Here is a 17,834-nt window from a genome sequence, read left to right on the forward strand (position 1 = left end):
AGATTAGCGACCACAATATGGTTAGTCGAAGGTTGCATTTTTTCAATAAAGATAATTTCACGCTGATTAAATCCCTCATGCCGTTCGAACAGCGAAATCAATATTCAACAACCTAAGCTGATGATAACAAACACCTAACAAACAGACACTTGCATTGAAACTGCACTTTATTAACATGCCATAGGCCAGCTATTGACGTATTAATGCGCCTTGTTTTCAAATCAAATGACCCGTTTGCTATATAATAAGCTAAATCTATTTAATTCAGCTTATTGAGTACATCTCAATAACCCGAGTTGAGAATAAATAATATCAACCAGAGTTAAAAAGTGATCAGAAATAGCATAGAAAAAATGCGTACTAATAAGACTGATTTTTACAATTAGTCATTATTCTACAATCTAAAAATCTAACGCCGTTATCGAATATTTTCGCAAGCTATAATAAACAGTTATTGATGAGGATAGGGATAACTGCCTATGGCAAGTTAATAATAGTTGAAAAATTAAAAAAAAGGCATCTTTGTAATTTTATTAAGTAAAGAATCCACCTTCTGAAGACGGTGGCTTTGATATCACGCCCTAAAAGGGCGCTTTCCTACCATGCGTTGACAAGACGCCGTAAATATATCCCCCTACTGAAGTAAGTGGTTTAGGGAAAACAAAAAAGACCAGCAAGCTGGTCTTTTTTATCATTGATTACGATTTCAGTTAGAAACCTTCTACCCCAGCCATATCTGGTAATTGGTGTGCAATACCTTTATGACAATCGATACAGGTCTTTTCACCACTCGCCAAAGATGTCGAGTGCATTTGTGATGCACGCTTAGATTGGCGAGTAAAGTCCATATAATCGAAGTTATGACAGTTTCGACACTCAAGAGAATCATTCGCTTTTAAACGTTCCCATTCATGTTCTGCCAATTCTCGGCGCTTAGCTTCAAACTTTTCACGTGTATTAATTGTACCGAAAACCTTGCCCCAAACTTCTTTAGAAGCTTGCATTTTACGAGCAATTTTATCCGTCCAGTTATGGGGAACATGGCAATCAGGACAGGTTGCACGTACACCACTTCGGTTAGTAAAGTGAATCGTACTTTGCAGTTCCTGGTAGACATTGTTTTCCATCTCATGACAACCAATACAGAATTTCTCTTGGTTAGTGACTTCTAATGCAGTGTTAAATCCACCCCAAAAGATAACCCCTGCCACGAATCCACCTAATGTTAGAAATCCCAGACTGTAGTGAACGCTTGGGCGGTTAACAACCGTCCAAACTAACTTCAGCTTTTCAAACAATTTAGCCAACATAATCGCTCCTAATGCTTAGCAGGTTTTGTCGCTTTAATCAGATGGTCAATATCTACAAAGTCATTTTCAACCAGTAGTTTTGCATCTAATTGCGGTGCATGACATTGGGTACAGAAATAACGACGCGGAGAAAGATCTGCCAAGAAGTTATTATCACGATCCATGTAGTGAGTCACACTCACCATAGGAGCTTGTGAATGACCAGTACTCGTACGAGCATGACACTGCATACATTTATTCACTTTAAGATCAATCTGATAACCATCAATCTTATGTGGTATCACTGGTGGCTGCATTGGGTAGTTTCGCACCTGCTTCACGTCTGAGTTAATCACTTGCTGCATTGCAGGAGGTGTCGGCTCAACATTCAATGGCGCTAAACGTAATGTATCAATTTTATCTTCAGGTACACTGGCAGCCATTATGCTAAATGACAAACCTAATAGCGCTACCATCGATATCAGTTTACGAGCATTCATGGTTATTCTCCTTAGGCCTTAACAATCTTAACCGCACATTTTTTAAAGTCTGTTTGTTTCGACAATGGATCTGTCGCATCTAACGTCACTTTATTAATGAGCTGGCTAGCGTCAAACCAAGGTACGAATACCAATCCTACTGGCGGCTTATTACGGCCACGAGTTTCAACACGTGTTTTAATTTCACCGCGACGCGATATGACTTTCACTTCATCACCACGACGTAAACCGCGCTTTTTAGCATCATCTGGGTGCATGAAACACACGGCATCAGGGAATGCTTTATAAAGCTCTGGAACACGCTGAGTCATTGAACCTGAATGCCAATGCTCTAACACTCGGCCTGTTGATAACCAAATATCAAACTCTTCATCAGGTGCTTCTGCTGGTGGCTCGTATGGCAGAGCAAAAATAACCGCTTTGCCATCAGGCTTTCCATAGAATTCAAAACCTTTACCTGGCTTAACATACGGGTCAGAACCTTCACGGTAACGCCATTTAGTCTCAACACCATTGACAACAGGCCAACGCAAACCGTGCTCTTTGTGATAAACATCAAAATCAGCTAAGTCGTGGGCATGTCCACGGCCAAAGGTTGCATATTCTTCGAATAAACCTTTTTGCACGTAGAAACCAAAATGTTCACCATCATCATTCAGATACTTAGGATCTGAATCTGACATTGGGAATTTGTCCACATTGCCGTTTTGATACAAAACTTGGTATAACGTTTTACCTTTAAATTGCGGATTCGCATTTAACACGTCAGCTGGCCACACTTCATCGGTTGTAAAACGTTTAGCAAACTCCATCAACTGCCACATATCTGACTTCGATTCACCAGGCGCTTTAACTAACTGATGCCAGAACTGGGTACGACGTTCAGCATTACCATAAGCACCTTCTTTTTCAACCCACATTGCCGCAGGTAAAATCAAGTCAGCAGCTTGGGTTGTCACCGTTGGATACGCATCCGACACGACAATGAAGTTTTCAGGATTACGGTAACCCGGCAACCCTTCTTCATTCATATTAGGCGCAGCTTGCATGTTATTGTTTACTTGTACCCAGTAACAATTTAAATCCCCGTCTTTTAAACGACGATTTTGCTCTACGGCGTGATAACCCGGTTTTGGCGGAATAATCCCACTTGGAATCTTCCAAATTTTCTCAGCAGTTGCTCTGTGTTCTGGGTTAGTCACAACCATATCAGCAGGTAAACGATGTGAGAAAGTGCCCACTTCACGTGCAGTACCACACGCCGATGGCTGACCAGTGAGAGAGAACGGGCTGTTACCAGGTGTTGAAATTTTACCGACTAACAAGTGGATGTTATAAATCAGATTGTTACACCACACACCGCGAGTGTGCTGATTGAAGCCCATAGTCCAGAATGAAGTCACCTTCTTATTTGGATCAGCATACAATTCAGCTAATTCAATCAGCTTATGCTCAGGAACGCCTGATAACTTACTGACAGATTTAACATCGTAATCAGCAACAAACTTTTTAAACTGCTCGAAATCAATCGGTGTTGAATCACCCGCAGTTGCCACGTTTTTAGCTTGCTGTTCTAGTGGATGAGTTGGACGCAGTCCATAACCAATATCCGTTGTGCCTTTGCGGAAGTTAACGTGCTTGCTAATAAAGTCTTTGTTCACTTTATCATTTTGGATAATGTAATTAGCAATGAAGTTTAAGATTGCAAGGTCAGTTTGAGGCGTAAATACAATCGGTAAATCCGCTAAATCAAATGAACGATGTTCAAAGGTAGATAATACCGCAACTTTAACATGCGGTGCGCTTAAACGACGGTCTGTCACGCGAGTCCAAAGAATTGGATGCATTTCAGCCATGTTTGAACCCCATAATACGAAGGCGTCAGCCGCTTCCATATCATCGTAACAGCCCATTGGCTCATCCATACCAAACGTACGCATAAAACCAACAACAGCTGACGCCATACAGTGGCGAGCATTCGGGTCAATGTTATTTGAACCAAAACCGGCTTTCATTAATTTAACCGCGGCATAACCTTCAAAAACGGTCCATTGGCCAGATCCAAACATACCTACAGCGGTGGGACCTTTTGCCTTTAAGGTCGCTTTCCATTTTTCAGCCATGGTATCAAATGCTTGATCCCAGCTAATTGGCGTAAACTCGCCATGTTTGTCGTATTTACCATCGGTCATACGTAACATAGGCGTTTGAATGCGGTCACGACCGTACATAATTTTAGAGAGGAAATAACCTTTAATACAGTTAAGACCTTTGTTGACTTCAGACTTTGCATCACCGTGGGTAGCAACTACTTTACCATCACGGGTGGCCACGATAACTGAACAGCCCGTACCACAAAAACGACAAGGTGCCTTGTTCCATTCTAATTTCGTTTGTTCAGAGCTTGTAATCAAGTTACTTGCTGTTGCGGGTAATGCTAACCCTGCAACACTCGCCGCTGCCATTGCGGCATTGGCTTTCATAAAATCACGTCTATTCATTTTCATATCTCACCTTCTTCAAGCTCTTCACTTTGGTGGTAAACCATGGTTGCAGATAACACGCCAGGTAATGCATTAATGGTTGATATATCATCCATTAGTGATTTTTGACTCGGTCCTTCAATAACAACAACTAATTTAACTTCATTGTTTGCTGAAAGCTCTGCGTTTTCGATTGCCATTATTTGCTGTCTTACATCTGCCATTTTGTCTGGCTGAACTTGGACAATTAAACTGGTTACGTGAAGTTCATTGCTCATTAATCACACTCACATCAATTTATTATTTATTTTTATATTTAGCTTACGCCTGGTGGGCCGGTTAAAATTTGGCTAAACCAAATGCTAAATCCTAAGGCGCTAACAAGCAGTACAGATAAAATGGGGGCGAGAAATACAGTCAGGAAGATGAAAATCTTCAATTCTAGACTTTTTTCACTTGCGGTCTCATTACTCATGGAGCCTCCAAGAGTGGTTAGAATGACGACATAACCTATTGGTTTATGTCATTTGTTCGATTTACGTGGATTCTATCGTTAAACAAATTGTGATCTATATACTCACAAATTGGTAAACAGGTGTTTAGTTGATCTAGATCATCAAAATTCACAAACTATTACTCAACTCTCAGTTTCTAAACGTAAACATCGATTAAATAAAATAATTTTAACAACAAATTATACGCAGATAAGCATAGCTTAAATTAACATTAACTTCACAACTAAGAGGTGAGATAAGTCCGAATTTAGATAAAACTGTGATCTGTGTTGCGATAATGGAATTTAATAAACGGGGTTTGATGATCGTTGGCTATCACAAAGCCCTCATTCAATTGACTTGAGGGTTAGACATTTAAATAACCGACACTCGAGATAATAATTGCAAATCAAACAACACTTTGCCGCGCTTACGGCCTTGAATTGACGTGCAATATCCCCGTTCAATAAGCTAGATAGAGCTAGGTTTGAACCAAAGCCAAGAACGCTAGAGAGGCGAAAATGGCTTTATTATCAAAACAAAGTTCAAATTGGATTATCAGATAGTGAATATAAATCTCGTTTAATCGTCTTTTAAACTGGGTTAAGGTTTAATCAGGGAATAGCGTAATACTTTTAACGATTTTTGCTCATCGATATCTGCAAAAACCTTCGGGTTAGCAATACGCTCAATAAACTGCAGTTGTGGTGCCGTTGTTTCTACTTGCTGCATCAAAAAGTCACTGCTTAATTCTGGGGCATTTAAACACAACAGTACTTCACCGCCTTCAGCCAATAAGCTCGGTAAACGTTTTAACAAACGCTCATAGTCTTTGGTGGCAACAAAACTGCCCTTTTGATTACTTGGGGGATCCGCAATGATTAAATCATAAGGGCCCAACTTTGTTAATTTTCCCCAAGATTTAAAAATATCATGACCTAAATATCGGGCGCCATGGGGGAGATCATTTAGTACATGATTTTGCTTACCTATGCTAAGTGCACCTTTGCTCATGTCCATGTTGACGACTTCATCAGCTCCCCCCTGCAATGCCGCAACTGAAAACCCACAAGTGTATGCAAATAAATTAAGGACATTTTTATGCTTTGCATGCTCTTTTACCCACTTGCGCCCGTTGGCCATATCCAAAAACAAACCATGATTTTGACCCCGTAAAATATGAACGTTAAATAAGGCTCCGTTTTCGTTTACTACATGCTGCTCTGGTACTTCACCACAGATTAAATCCGTTACAGTTTGTCCACCACTACGATGCTGAAATACCAAGTTGACAGCTTGCTCAGGTCTCATCGTTTTAACTTGATGAATAATTTCATTGAACAAAGACTGTTGCTGCGCTTCATCTAATGATTTAAAGCTTGTAAGTAACAGCACGGGAGGATACCAGTCTAAACACAGGTGTTCCTCTCCTTTAAATAAGCCACCACGTCCATGAAAAATGCGTTGTACTTGGTGATTAAAAGTAAACTCGTTAAGCGCAGAAATTAGTCCTGACATAAATATGCTTTATTCTCTTGAAGTATCAATTAGCCAGAAGTATTTAACTTTTTTCGGCTAGTTTTATTGTGTTCGTTACTTGGGTTAGCTTACTCTGCGCCATTATCTTGCTTAATTGTATGCTCATTGGCTAAAAGTGCGTTTTCAGACTGAGGATTAGCGTCTAACTCCGACATTTTATCTTCTGCGACCTCAACATTATCGGATAATAATATTGCTAGCCACATCCCTGACTGGCTTGATTCCATACCAATTTTAACCACCATTGTCAGTGGAACAGACAATAACATGCCAACAGAACCTAGTAGCCAGCCCCAAAAAATTAAGGATAAGAACACCACTAGGGTAGAAAGACCCAATCCCTTACCCATAAACTTAGGTTCGATGACATTGCCCATTACCATATTGGTACCAAGGTATAACAAACCTGTGGCACCTGCCGCGCCGGGTCCAAATTGTATGAATGCCAGTAAAACCGCAGGAATTGCAGCAATAATCGACCCAATATTAGGGATATAATTAAACAAAAAGGCAATGACAGCCCACAGCAATGCATAGTCAATACCGATTATTGTCAAACCAATCCCAACGATTATACCCGTCGCTAAACTCACTAGAGTTTTGATCATCATGTATTGATTAACAGAATGTAAAAATTTATCAATTTGCTTTAGGCGCATATCAGGATCATCGAGTGCTAAATGCAGCTTTTTCGGCATATCCTGTGCTTCAAATAACATAAATACGATCGTCAAAATAATCAAAAACAGGTTCGCCATCACGCTGCCTACGCCTGATAACATATTCGTTGTCATACTCAATGCCATGCCTGGGTCGAAATACTCTAAGACTTTTTGGCGAGAAATATGAATATTAAACGACTGTAATTTATCAAGTACCCAAGCAAACTGCTCAATAAGCTGTGCTCGATAAACAGGTAACTGCTTTGAAAATTCATTAATTGAACTCCCTACAAGGCTGGCCAACCAAAGCCCTAACAGTACGATAAATAACATCAACAGCATCACTGATAATGCTTTTGGTATTTTAAATCGACACATCAACCTGATGGCTGGATTACAAATCATCGCTAAAAATGCGGACAATACAAAAGGTACGACAATCGGACTGGCCGCTTTTATACCTGCAAGCACAATGACAACACACGCCATCACGATAAAACTACGTACCGCCATAGACGATTGATGTATACCCTTCATCGAAAAAAATCCTTATTGCTACCTAAGAGTCAAATTAGTTATGTTAAGCTTACCTATTGAAAACAATATTTATTACTAGAAGACGCTATGAAACCAGAAACTGCCATTATACGCATAAAAAATCTTCGATTACGCACCTATATTGGGATCAAAGAAGATGAAATTCAAAATCAGCAAGATGTCATCATCAATGTTGTCATTCATTATTGCGCAGATAAAGCACGAAACAGCGACAATGTGGCTGATGCACTGAATTATCGCACTATCACAAAAAAAATCATTGCTTTAATTGAAAACAATCGCTTCTCACTGCTGGAAAACCTAACCAACCAAACCCTAGCCATTGCTAGCGAGCACGATTGGGTTGAATTTGCCAGTGTCGAAATTGACAAACCGCACGCCCTAAGGTTTGCCGATTCCGTTTCAATGGAGCTGAGTTATCAAAAAACATCCAGCTGATCATTGATCAATCTAGCTAACTAAAGCGTACTTTTAAATAAGTTGTATTTACTGAATGCGAGAGGATGTATGAATATATTAATTACCGGTGCAACTGGATTTGTTGGTAAGCATTTAGTTGCCCATCTTATGCAACACAAGTTAACCGTTCTCTCTCGTAATGTAGACAATGCAATAAAGGTATTGGGCAGACAACATGTTTTCATTGAAGACCTTTCCCAACTCAATAATTTAGACGAATTTGATGCGGTAATTAATTTAGCCGGAGAGCCGATCGTCGCCAAACGCTGGACTAAAAAACAAAAGCAGTCTATTTGTGATAGCCGTTGGAATATCACCCAACAAATAAGCCAACTTATTCAATCGAGTCAAACCCCACCCAAAACATTTATCAGTGCATCAGCGATTGGCTACTACGGCAGACAAGGCCATGAGCCGGTCGATGAACAAAGTGGATTTCATGATGAATTTAGTCACGAGATTTGCCATAAGTGGGAACAATTAGCCTTGACAGCACAATCAGCAGCCACCAGAGTGTGTATCCCTCGCATTGGTATTGTCTTAGGTAAAAATGGCGGCGCTTTAGCCAAAATGTTACCGCCATTTAAATTGGGTTTAGGTGGCCCGATAGGTAAAGGTCAACAAGGTATGAGTTGGGTGCATCAAGATGATTTAATTGCGCTCATTATCTGGATGCTCAATACCCCCAGCGCTCAAGGTGTTTATAATGCCACGGCGCCAAATCCGGTTAGCAATAGTGTTTTTTCACAAGCTCTAGCCAAGGCTTTAAACCGCCCTGCCAAAATCATTACCCCACCACTGGCTTTGAGGTTAGCTATGGGGGAGATGTCTGAATTACTCACTGAAGGCCAATATGTGATCCCGACTCGCGCTCTTGAACAAGGGTTTAGATTTCAATTCACCAATATAAATGATGCATTAAAAAGCATCGTTTAACCCCTTAGTCATTATTAACAAGTGATTTGATAAGTTGAATTATACGTTGGTATCGCTTTGCTAATTTACGATGTTGTTTGTGAACTAAATATAAAGGCTCAAATAACATGACTGGTTTATCATTGGCGATATAAGCTATTTGAATGTCATCATATTGTGCAAAACACCGCACCGCAAATTCAGGTAAAACCGTAAAACCTAGCCCCTTAGCCACCGGCAAAAGAATTTGATTTAACTGGTTAACATATCCTGATTTTCTGATGTTTTTTGCTGATTCCGAATTAAAAAACGCTGAACATATTTGTTGCCAGTAAAAATTGGCATCGGGGTGATCAATCATCCCAAGTTGGCTTAATAATTCATAGTTGACCTTCGCATCAATAGGTTTGCCCGAAACACATTTGGGGATCACCAAACACAATGATTGTTTACCAATATCAATACTGGTCAGTTCAGGTTGCACAACTTGCTGGGTCACAATACCTAAATCTAATTGATTGGATAAGATACCGTCCAAGGTACGTTTATTAGGCCCCGCCTCCAGCAACATAATTAACTCAGGATATGCTTGCTGATCGTTAATCAAGTATGGGTATAACAGGGCGGCCATTGAGCCTGAACAACCTATTTTACACTCGCCAGCAAAAGTCTCATCCACATGTAAGCTGCTTAGTAACTCCAGCTGTTGACGTTGCAAATCGCACGCATATTCGTAAATTGCAATGCCAGCCTCAGTTAACTCAAATCGCTTACCAATACGGTTAATTAAGGCGCACCCCACCTGATGCTCAAGTTTTTTAATATGCTGACTAACACCTGGCTGAGTCATGAAAAGCGTTTCAGCAGTTTGAGTAAAATGCCCAAGTTCCACTAAAGTAATAAACGTGGTGAGCCATTGTTGATTTAACATCTGTAGATCCCCACTCGAAGTGATTCTGAAATATTATCAACTTAATGATTAACGATAACAATAAATTATTCAGCGAGTTCAGTTAACATCATTAAATGGCAATAAAAGACAAGATTGAGGAATAAACTAAGAATGGTGTTAAAGCTGAGTTTAATAGCCATCAAATAACCGTGGCCGTGATTTCACAGCCACACTAATTACATTTTACAGCAGATAATATCTCTGCCTACGATTTATGACTTTTAATAAAGGCACTCGCTAGTCTATTTTTTATCATCTGCCAGTACATGACCCAATCTGCCATTAAGCTATATATCGGATAAGTGAAGGTTGCCGGGCGATTTTTTTCAAACACAAAATGCCCTAACCATGCAAACCCATACCCGATAAATGGCAGCCACACTAATTGCCACCAATCTTGGTTAATCAATGTATTAATTAGCACCACGATAATTATCGTACTGCCGAGATAATGTAATCGCCGACATACGGGATCTTGGTGTTGAGATAAATAGAATGGATAAAATTCTTTAAAACTTTGATATTGCTTACTCATGTCACCAGCCTCATTTGGCGTAAAACAAGATTTCGCCTTTAACTTGCCCGATGGTTACATGGGCCAGACTTTTAAAACCTTGATTTGAAAAAACTTTATGATGCTTGGGGTGATTAACAAATACGCCCATTCCCTCTAAATTTGGCTGTTCATCACACCAACTTAGTACGGCTTCGACTAATTTAGCGCCATTGCCCTTTTTTTGCTCCGTTGGCGTTAACGCTATAAACTGCAAAATACCGCATTTTTCAGATGGAAGATGACTCAATAAACAGGTTTCTTTTTCCATTAAACCCTGAGTAGATTTCCAGCCAGTACCTAGCACCATTTTTAAACGCCAATGCCAGTATCGTGATTGTCCAATAGGTATTTGCTGGGTAATCACACACGCAACGCCAATTAAACGCTCACCATCAAACAAGCCTATCAGTGGCTGGTCTTGCTGCCATAAAGTGTTTAACTCTTCTCGAATTGCGGCTCTTAACTTCTGCTCATATACACTGTTATCTTCTCGGCCAAATACTTCTAGAAAAAAAGGGTCATCATGATATGCATTGTAAATAATTGAAGCTGCAACACGTAAATCTTCAGCCGTTAAATATACTGCTTTGTAGTTTTCCAAGGGGTTATTTTCCATTCTTGTTTGTTCCTTGACTATTTTACGTTCAAAACTAACTTAGCAAGTTAACAAGGTTGAAACAATCATCAAATTGAGTTCATGCAAGCTGAGCAGTCAATAATGCTCTATAGTAATAAAATGCGCTCAACCACAGATCCAAGGAAAGCATCATGGATACAACAAAAACTGATTTAACCCATTTATTTAAACAGCTTGGTTTATCGAATAAATCTGATGACATCAATCATTTTATCATTGCACATCAATTACCCGCTGAAACTCGTTTAACAGAAGCGCCATTTTGGACATCAGCTCAAAAAGCCTTTTTATTGGAAGCGTTAAATGAAGACGCCCAATGGTCGGAAGTAATAGACCAATTGGACGTGATGTTAAGAAATGAATAACCTTAAATGGATTAAATTTGCTTGTAAGCAGCGTCGCCCCAACCAATTAACTCATTATTTTTAAATACAATCGGAGTGCATTCATCTTTAGTCGTTTTGCCATCGCCTTTGGCCCATTGGGTACGATAAAATAACACTTTCACTTGTTCTTTATCTGACTGAGCATTATTTTGGCTGACAAATGCTTCACTGAAATCCGCTGTGCCCATAATGATCTGCACTTGTTCAAATGTCATCCCCAGGGATAACTGAGTTAAACTGGTACGATTTTTTTCTTGTTGTACTTCCCAGTAATCGTGACTCTTACTTGATTCATGGTCGCCCACGTTTAATACACAACCACTCAAGCCTAAAGATATTGCGGTGATCAATGCTGCACTAATCAAATTTGATTTCATGTGATGTCCTTTTTGTTAGAATAAACGAATCATGTTTAAGTCTTATCTGACTCAATATGTGACTTAACTAAATGCTAATTTTATGCCAACTTTAAGCTATTGATTTTAAAAGACCAATAATACAAATATTACAAGGTTAGTTATTTTTACCACCCACAACTGAGGTTTTTCACCATTTATGAGTCCAATTGAACACGTTATTTCGGCGGCAAAATCTATTGCCATCAATGGTCACACACCCAGTGTTGCGTTAATTAAAGCTCGAGTGGGAAAGATTCCCATGCCAATCATTGTTCAAGGACTTCAACAATTTAAAGCCTTACCTAAATCTGAATGGCAAACCATTGCTGACTTTGTTGCACCACAACATGAAGTTGAAGCAACCGAAAGCCCCCTACTTGAACCTATCATGAAGCATCAACAGTTAATGCAACAGCAAATCAATGAATTACTTCAACGTGTGGCACTTCTCGAACAACAGCTGAACGACAAGGCCCTATAATGTTTGTGATTGAATTACGATTTGAACCTTTTGCAGATACCACGATTAGTTTGGCTGAAAAGGCCATTAATCAATACCTAGAGGCCCTAAGGGCAAACGGACAAATTTTAGGACGTGAATTTGCTGTGGCGTACAATGATGGTGAATTTAAAGTACGTTTAATGATGCCAGAAAAAACCAGTTTAGCGCATAGACACAATAGCCCTTGGGTTAAAGCAACATTAGCAGGCTTAACAGAAGCTAAACTGCTGGCGCCAAGAGAAAAATTTATTGGCCAGGATATCAATTCAGAGGTCAGTAATACTGAGCCCGCGAGCTGGCAACTGCTTTATACCAGTTACGTACACATGTGTTCACCACTGAGAAGCGGTGACAATTTACTGCCTATTCCCCTATATCACATTCCCGCGACGTTTAATGGTGACCATAAACGCATTATTAAATGGCAAAGCGAATGGCAAGCATGTGATGAATTACAAATGGCGGCAGCCACAAAAGCCGAGTTTGCTGCATTAGATGAAATAAGCTCTGTTGACAGCGATATGTTTAGACGTGGTTGGGACCTACGCGGCAGAATTGAATATTTAACCCAAATTCCAACATATTATTATGTGTATCGTGTGGGTGGGCAAAGTCTTCAAAGTGAATTAAATAGACCTTGCCCTAAATGTGGCTGTGAAGATTGGAAACTGGATAGCCCTTTACTGGATATGTTTCACTTTCGTTGTGAACCCTGCCGGATTATTTCTAACCTATCGTGGGATCATCAATAACATCCACAGCTTACTTTTTACGTAATAAATATTGCCACATTAATTTAATACGTTGCCAAATACCCGGATGTTGCCATTGGGCATCTTCCGAGGTATCAGGCTTTACTGGCGGTGTGATTCTTGGAGTAATCGCAGTTAAAAACACTTCAAGAGAATCCGCTAACTTCTGGCAAGGTTTCTCACCTGGAATTTCAATGCAAACCGCGCCAGTTTCATTATCCACCGTTAGCATTTGATCGCCCTCACCTAACACCCCAATAAACCAAGTCGGTGGTTGTTTCAGCTTTTTCTTCATCATCAAATGACCAATCATGTTTTGCTGCAAATACTCAAAATCTTGCTGATTCCATGCTTGCAGTAGTTCACCCTCGCCCCATTCGGAAGTGAACATCAGCGGTGCGCTATAAAACTGCCCATAAAACGGATGAATATCACCATGAAGCGATAAGCTTAATGCATGTTCAACATTATGAAAATCTGCACAGTTTTTTCGTTTGAATGGCGTAAAAAATACTGCTTTATCAAGATCATCACTCAACGGCTCTTGAATACAGGCAGAATCCTCTCCCATGGCATAATAGCGGGGCAGCTCTGATAAAGCATCTTGATAGGCAATAAGATACTTATTTATAAAAATTTCAAGTGCGTTTGAACAAGACACTAGTGCTTCTCGTGGTTTATAATAAAGCCATATTTTGACATGGAAACCGATTAGATGACACAAAATCACGATCCTTATAGTGATGCTGAAGCACTTAAAGGCTTAACTTTAGGCCAATCCACTGCATATCAAGCTGAATATGATGCATCACTGCTGCAAGGGGTCCCGCGTAAACTTAACCGTGACGCTATTGAATTAACCGGTGAACTGCCTTTTCATGGCACCGATATTTGGACTGCTTATGAATTATCTTGGCTGAACAGCAAAGGTAAGCCTATGGTGGCGATTGCTGAAGTGCAATTAGACATCAATAGCCTCAATTTAATTGAATCTAAGTCATTTAAATTGTACTTGAACAGCTTTAATCAAACGAAATTTGACAGTGTCGATGTGGTTGAAGAAACCCTGAAAAATGACCTGTCACGTTGCGCCCAAGGTGATGTTTCAGTCAAAGTCATTGAACCAAAACAGTTTAACCTTGAACGCATTGTAGAATTACCCGGTACTTGCATCGATGACTTAGATATCGAAGTCGATGACTATGGATTTAATCCTGATTATTTACTTGATAGCACTGAAGAAAAAAATGTTGCTGAAACCTTAAATTCCAATTTGTTAAAATCAAATTGTTTAATTACCTCGCAACCCGATTGGGGTAGCGTGATGATCCGCTATCAAGGCGCCAAAATTAATCGCGAGAGTTTACTTCGCTATTTGATTTCATTCCGTCAACACAATGAATTCCATGAACAATGCATCGAGCGTATTTTTGTTGATTTGAAAAAGTACTGTGGTTGTTCAAAACTAACGGTTTATGCGCGTTATACCCGCAGAGGCGGTTTAGACATTAACCCTTACCGCAGTGACTTTGAACATCCACCGGAATCAAATCGCTTAGCAAGGCAATAAGTCTGCTGCGATTAATCTTTTGGGTTGGTTGTGCTGCAGTAAAGTCGTCTACTACCAGCAACTTTACTGTATAAAACGGCTACACACACTGACAGATAAATTAGCAAAAATGTTTAATCATTAAATTCAATTTGTAAGTTACAGATATGAGCTATTAATCAAATGATGTGGTTATAGTCACAATGGTAAGTTTGTTTAACGGTTGAAAGACTTTTCCCTTACCGTTGCATATTTCATAAGATCTACTGCCAATAAATAGCCGCCATCAATTTTCTTGATGACGGCTTTTTGTTATATAAAGTGTTACAAATTGCTGATGTAAGCGAAACTCACTTTGTTTAATTACATGTTACTCTTCAGTCAAATCCTAATAAAAATGAGACGTTACCATGCGCAAAATTCTGGTCATATTCTGCGGTGTGCTAATTTGCATGCAATTCAGTTTATCGATTTCTGTCAGTCACGCTGCTGACAACAATAATACTATTGGTGCCAATAATCTTAGTCACAGCAATAACATCAATATCGCCGACAGAAAAAAACGACAAATTCCAATAGATCAGCATGTTATCACTCAACATAAAACCACTATTTTAGATAAAAAAGTTGCTTATAGCGCCACAACCGGTACACAACCGGTTTGGGACAATGAAGGTAATCCAACTGCCACACTATTTTATACTTACTACCAACGCACTGATATTAAAGATAATAGCAGCCGCCCTCTGGTCATATCTTTTAACGGTGGACCAGGCTCGGCGTCGGTGTGGATGCATGTTGCCTACACCGGCCCGCGGGTACTCAATGTTGATAATGAAGGCTACCCACTACAACCATATGGGGTAAAAAGTAATGATTATTCTATTTTAGATGTGGCCGACATTGTTTTTGTTAATCCAGTAAATACCGGTTACTCACGCGTTCTGCCCGATGCCGACGGCAAAATGCCCTCAAAAGATGAACAACAAAAAATGTTTTTTGGTGTGAATGCTGATGTGAGTTATTTAGCAGAATGGATCACCACCTTTGTGTCACGCAATGAGCGCTGGCGTTCACCTAAGTTTTTAATTGGTGAAAGTTATGGCACCACAAGGGTATCGGGATTGGCACTAGAGCTACAAAAAAACCAGTGGATGTATCCTAATGGTGTCATCCTTGTGTCGCCTACAGACATAGGTATTGAGCGTAATGGGCCAGTGAAAGCCGCTAATCGCCTGCCCTATTTTGCCGCAACCGCGTGGTACCATAAAGCCCTCGCAGAAGATCTACAACAACAGGATTTAACCCCGCTATTAGCTGAGGTGGAAAACTTTACCATTAACCAGTATTTACCCGCATTAGCCAAGGGAAGTTTTATCGATGATGAAGAAAAACAACGTATTGCTAAGCAAGTTGCCCGCTACTCAGGTCTGAGCGTCAAAGAGGTGTTGCAAAGTAATCTAGATATTGATACCGACTACTTTTGGAAAACCTTACTGCGTGAACGTCAGCAAACGGTTGGTCGATTAGATTCGCGCTACTTAGGGATTGATAAAAAAACGGTCGGAGCACGCCCAGATTACAACGCCGAGCTAACATCATGGTTGCATAGCTTTACCCCTGCAATTAATGACTACCTTCGCACTGAACTAAATTATAAAACAGATATTAAATACAACATGTTTGGCCCAGTTCATCCGTGGGATAGAAGTAATGATAATTCTGGAGAGAATTTGCGTTTAGCGATGGCTCAAAACCCCTACCTCAATGTCATGATCCAATCAGGATATTATGATGGCGCCACCAACTATTTTGATGCCAAGTACACTATGTGGCAGTTAGACCGCAGCGGCCAAATGAAAAACAGACTGTCGTTTAAAGGCTATCGAAGTGGCCATATGATGTATTTGCGTTATGAGGATTTAAAACAATCTAACCAAGATTTACGCGAATTTATTCTCTCAAGTTTACCTAAACCAAATCAAGCGGCTAAGTACTAAACGGCTACCAACTGAGCCAATGATGTTAATCTCATTATTGGCTCAGAGATATTGACTTGTTTCGCTGCATCATCACGGCTTTTTTCATTATTATCCTTCACTAAACCATTCATTCCGATACAAATGCTGAACCGATAGGTATCAGTCAAACGCCCAAAGCGGCAAATCCAGTGACCGTTATCGCTAACCGGAGCACTAAAGTGGATTTCATCATGGCGGCATAATCTGGGCGATGGAGCCATGTCAGAAAAACAGTCTGCTTGAAACACATGATTATTATTAAATGAAAACGAAAAGGAGCTTAATGATTGCGCTAATCCTTCACCCGTTGCTTTAATGTACGCCTCTTTTAGTGTCCATAAATCAAAAAAACGCTGCCGTTGTAGCGCTTCAGGTAAGGCAATTAAATCAGCCACTTCATTGGCAGAAAAATAGTGATTTAGAATCGGCTTAATATTGGTATTGGTACGCAGACGCTCAATATCAAGACCAAATAAAACCGCGTTATCTACAACATTTAGGGAACTCAAATTAGCACACGGCAACACGCCAATCATTAGCCAGTCACCACTGTGGCTTAGGTTAAAATGCAACCCCGTTTGCGTGAATTGCTCAATAGCTAAACTCGGCTTGCCTTTATCGCCATATTCAAATTGCCACTGCTGCGGCAGCACATAACTGTGCAGGGATAAAACAGCCCGCAATGCTAAACGAACTTGTAGTGCATTATGTTGAGCCTGTTCAGCTTTATAACGATGTATCTTGTTTATTTCATGGTCAGTTAACCAGCCCAAAGCCAACCCCTGTTGAAACTCAATTAGACTAAGCGGGTTATTTAACGGGATAAAATAAACGTGTGGTTGGATCATCATTGCTTCTCGATTTGAACAAGCTTCATATTGGGCTAGGAAAGTTAAACCATTAATCTGGCGAACATTATTTAACAAACTGGCTGATACTGCCTGCAAGTGTGTTTACATTAAAATAATTTGTAAAGCCCTTTGTCTTTTTCTGTATTAACTGACTTGTATTATCAAACTACTGGTTAGCTAAATCTAAAAGCTTATCTCATCTGTATTTTTAGCATGCTGAAATAGTATAAACATCCATTTTCATCGGATGAAAACTTCCCATGATCCAATAAATAATGGTGATAATTGCTGATGAGGATTTTCTACGCTTTGTGTAACAGGTAAGTGTATT

20 protein-coding genes are annotated in these 17,834 nt (G+C 39.9%); 7 read left to right on the plus strand and 13 right to left on the minus strand.

Annotation, left to right across the window (positions count from 1 at the left end):
* Nucleotides 1–710 precede the first annotated feature (710 nt).
* The 7 genes from OHT75_RS04220 to OHT75_RS04250 form a co-directional block, all read right to left on the minus strand.
* Entirely contained in the window at nucleotides 711–1,298 is a 588-nt protein-coding gene (locus OHT75_RS04220) for a cytochrome c3 family protein (protein ID WP_264725292.1), read from the minus strand.
* A 20-nt stretch (nucleotides 1,299–1,318) separates the two neighbouring features.
* Nucleotides 1,319–1,789, minus strand: coding sequence for a nitrate reductase cytochrome c-type subunit (locus OHT75_RS04225; protein ID WP_264725207.1), 471 nt, complete (start codon nucleotides 1,787–1,789; stop codon nucleotides 1,319–1,321).
* A gap of 11 nt (nucleotides 1,790–1,800) precedes the next feature.
* On the minus strand, nucleotides 1,801–4,290 hold the full coding sequence (napA, locus tag OHT75_RS04230; protein ID WP_264725293.1) for a nitrate reductase catalytic subunit NapA: 2,490 nt from the start codon (nucleotides 4,288–4,290) through the stop codon (nucleotides 1,801–1,803).
* 2 nt (nucleotides 4,291–4,292) lie between these two features.
* On the minus strand, nucleotides 4,293–4,550 hold the full coding sequence (locus OHT75_RS04235) for a chaperone NapD (protein ID WP_188843724.1): 258 nt from the start codon (nucleotides 4,548–4,550) through the stop codon (nucleotides 4,293–4,295).
* 38 nt (nucleotides 4,551–4,588) lie between these two features.
* A complete protein-coding gene (locus OHT75_RS04240; protein ID WP_261298526.1) occupies nucleotides 4,589–4,747 on the minus strand; it encodes a periplasmic nitrate reductase, NapE protein in 159 nt (52 codons plus the stop codon).
* Between the two features lie 622 nt (nucleotides 4,748–5,369).
* Nucleotides 5,370–6,284, minus strand: coding sequence for a class I SAM-dependent methyltransferase (locus OHT75_RS04245; protein ID WP_264725208.1), 915 nt, complete (start codon nucleotides 6,282–6,284; stop codon nucleotides 5,370–5,372).
* An 89-nt stretch (nucleotides 6,285–6,373) separates the two neighbouring features.
* On the minus strand, nucleotides 6,374–7,504 hold the full coding sequence (locus OHT75_RS04250; protein WP_264725209.1) for an AI-2E family transporter: 1,131 nt from the start codon (nucleotides 7,502–7,504) through the stop codon (nucleotides 6,374–6,376).
* A gap of 87 nt (nucleotides 7,505–7,591) precedes the next feature.
* On the opposite strand from OHT75_RS04250, the gene folX reads away from it, so the two are divergent.
* Nucleotides 7,592–7,963 carry a dihydroneopterin triphosphate 2'-epimerase gene (gene folX, locus OHT75_RS04255; protein WP_264725210.1) on the plus strand — a complete coding sequence of 124 codons (372 nt, stop codon included), beginning with the start codon at nucleotides 7,592–7,594 and terminating at the stop codon, nucleotides 7,961–7,963.
* A 69-nt stretch (nucleotides 7,964–8,032) separates the two neighbouring features.
* A complete protein-coding gene (locus OHT75_RS04260) occupies nucleotides 8,033–8,920 on the plus strand; it encodes a TIGR01777 family oxidoreductase (RefSeq protein WP_264725211.1) in 888 nt (295 codons plus the stop codon).
* A 4-nt stretch (nucleotides 8,921–8,924) separates the two neighbouring features.
* Here the strand turns inward: OHT75_RS04260 and OHT75_RS04265 are convergent, their stop codons facing one another.
* From OHT75_RS04265 to OHT75_RS04275, 3 genes are all read right to left on the minus strand, one after another.
* Nucleotides 8,925–9,830 (minus strand): LysR family transcriptional regulator, encoded by a 906-nt coding sequence (locus OHT75_RS04265; protein ID WP_264725212.1) that lies wholly within the window; start codon nucleotides 9,828–9,830, stop codon nucleotides 8,925–8,927.
* Between the two features lie 226 nt (nucleotides 9,831–10,056).
* The gene (locus OHT75_RS04270; protein ID WP_264725213.1) at nucleotides 10,057–10,386 is read right to left on the minus strand and encodes a DUF962 domain-containing protein; all 330 of its coding nucleotides are present in this window, start codon (nucleotides 10,384–10,386) and stop codon (nucleotides 10,057–10,059) included.
* A 10-nt stretch (nucleotides 10,387–10,396) separates the two neighbouring features.
* The gene (locus OHT75_RS04275; protein WP_264725214.1) at nucleotides 10,397–11,023 is read right to left on the minus strand and encodes a GNAT family N-acetyltransferase; all 627 of its coding nucleotides are present in this window, start codon (nucleotides 11,021–11,023) and stop codon (nucleotides 10,397–10,399) included.
* A gap of 152 nt (nucleotides 11,024–11,175) precedes the next feature.
* Between OHT75_RS04275 and OHT75_RS04280 the strand changes: the two genes are divergently transcribed.
* The gene (locus OHT75_RS04280) at nucleotides 11,176–11,409 is read left to right on the plus strand and encodes a DUF2789 domain-containing protein (RefSeq protein ID WP_264725215.1); all 234 of its coding nucleotides are present in this window, start codon (nucleotides 11,176–11,178) and stop codon (nucleotides 11,407–11,409) included.
* 11 nt (nucleotides 11,410–11,420) lie between these two features.
* Here OHT75_RS04280 and OHT75_RS04285 read toward each other — a convergent pair whose 3' ends face one another.
* Entirely contained in the window at nucleotides 11,421–11,807 is a 387-nt protein-coding gene (locus OHT75_RS04285) for a DUF3192 domain-containing protein (RefSeq protein ID WP_264725216.1), read from the minus strand.
* Between the two features lie 178 nt (nucleotides 11,808–11,985).
* Between OHT75_RS04285 and OHT75_RS04290 the strand changes: the two genes are divergently transcribed.
* Complete coding sequence (locus OHT75_RS04290; RefSeq protein ID WP_264725217.1) at nucleotides 11,986–12,309, plus strand: hypothetical protein; 324 nt, start codon at nucleotides 11,986–11,988, stop codon at nucleotides 12,307–12,309.
* Nucleotides 12,309–13,082, plus strand: coding sequence for a Zn-ribbon-containing protein (locus OHT75_RS04295; RefSeq protein WP_264725218.1), 774 nt, complete (start codon nucleotides 12,309–12,311; stop codon nucleotides 13,080–13,082). The genes OHT75_RS04290 and OHT75_RS04295 overlap by 1 nt, the downstream gene beginning before the upstream one ends.
* Nucleotides 13,083–13,092: 10 nt before the next feature.
* On the opposite strand, the gene syd is transcribed toward OHT75_RS04295, so the two are convergent.
* Complete coding sequence (gene syd / locus OHT75_RS04300) at nucleotides 13,093–13,743, minus strand: SecY-interacting protein (RefSeq protein ID WP_264725219.1); 651 nt, start codon at nucleotides 13,741–13,743, stop codon at nucleotides 13,093–13,095.
* A 54-nt stretch (nucleotides 13,744–13,797) separates the two neighbouring features.
* On the opposite strand from syd, the gene queF reads away from it, so the two are divergent.
* Together queF and OHT75_RS04310 are read left to right on the plus strand one after the other, a co-directional pair.
* Nucleotides 13,798–14,652, plus strand: a complete 855-nt coding sequence (queF, locus tag OHT75_RS04305) for an NADPH-dependent 7-cyano-7-deazaguanine reductase QueF (protein WP_264725221.1) — start codon at nucleotides 13,798–13,800, stop codon at nucleotides 14,650–14,652.
* A 389-nt stretch (nucleotides 14,653–15,041) separates the two neighbouring features.
* Entirely contained in the window at nucleotides 15,042–16,631 is a 1,590-nt protein-coding gene (locus OHT75_RS04310) for a S10 family peptidase (RefSeq protein WP_264725222.1), read from the plus strand.
* Here OHT75_RS04310 and OHT75_RS17975 read toward each other — a convergent pair.
* A complete protein-coding gene (locus tag OHT75_RS17975) occupies nucleotides 16,628–17,599 on the minus strand; it encodes a 4'-phosphopantetheinyl transferase family protein (protein WP_319803625.1) in 972 nt (323 codons plus the stop codon). The two genes, OHT75_RS04310 and OHT75_RS17975, sit on opposite strands and share 4 nt — an antisense overlap.
* Nucleotides 17,600–17,834: the final 235 nt, after the last annotated feature.

The sequence above is a fragment of the Shewanella subflava genome, from assembly GCF_025971955.1.
Lineage (GTDB): Bacteria > Pseudomonadota > Gammaproteobacteria > Enterobacterales > Shewanellaceae > Shewanella > Shewanella subflava.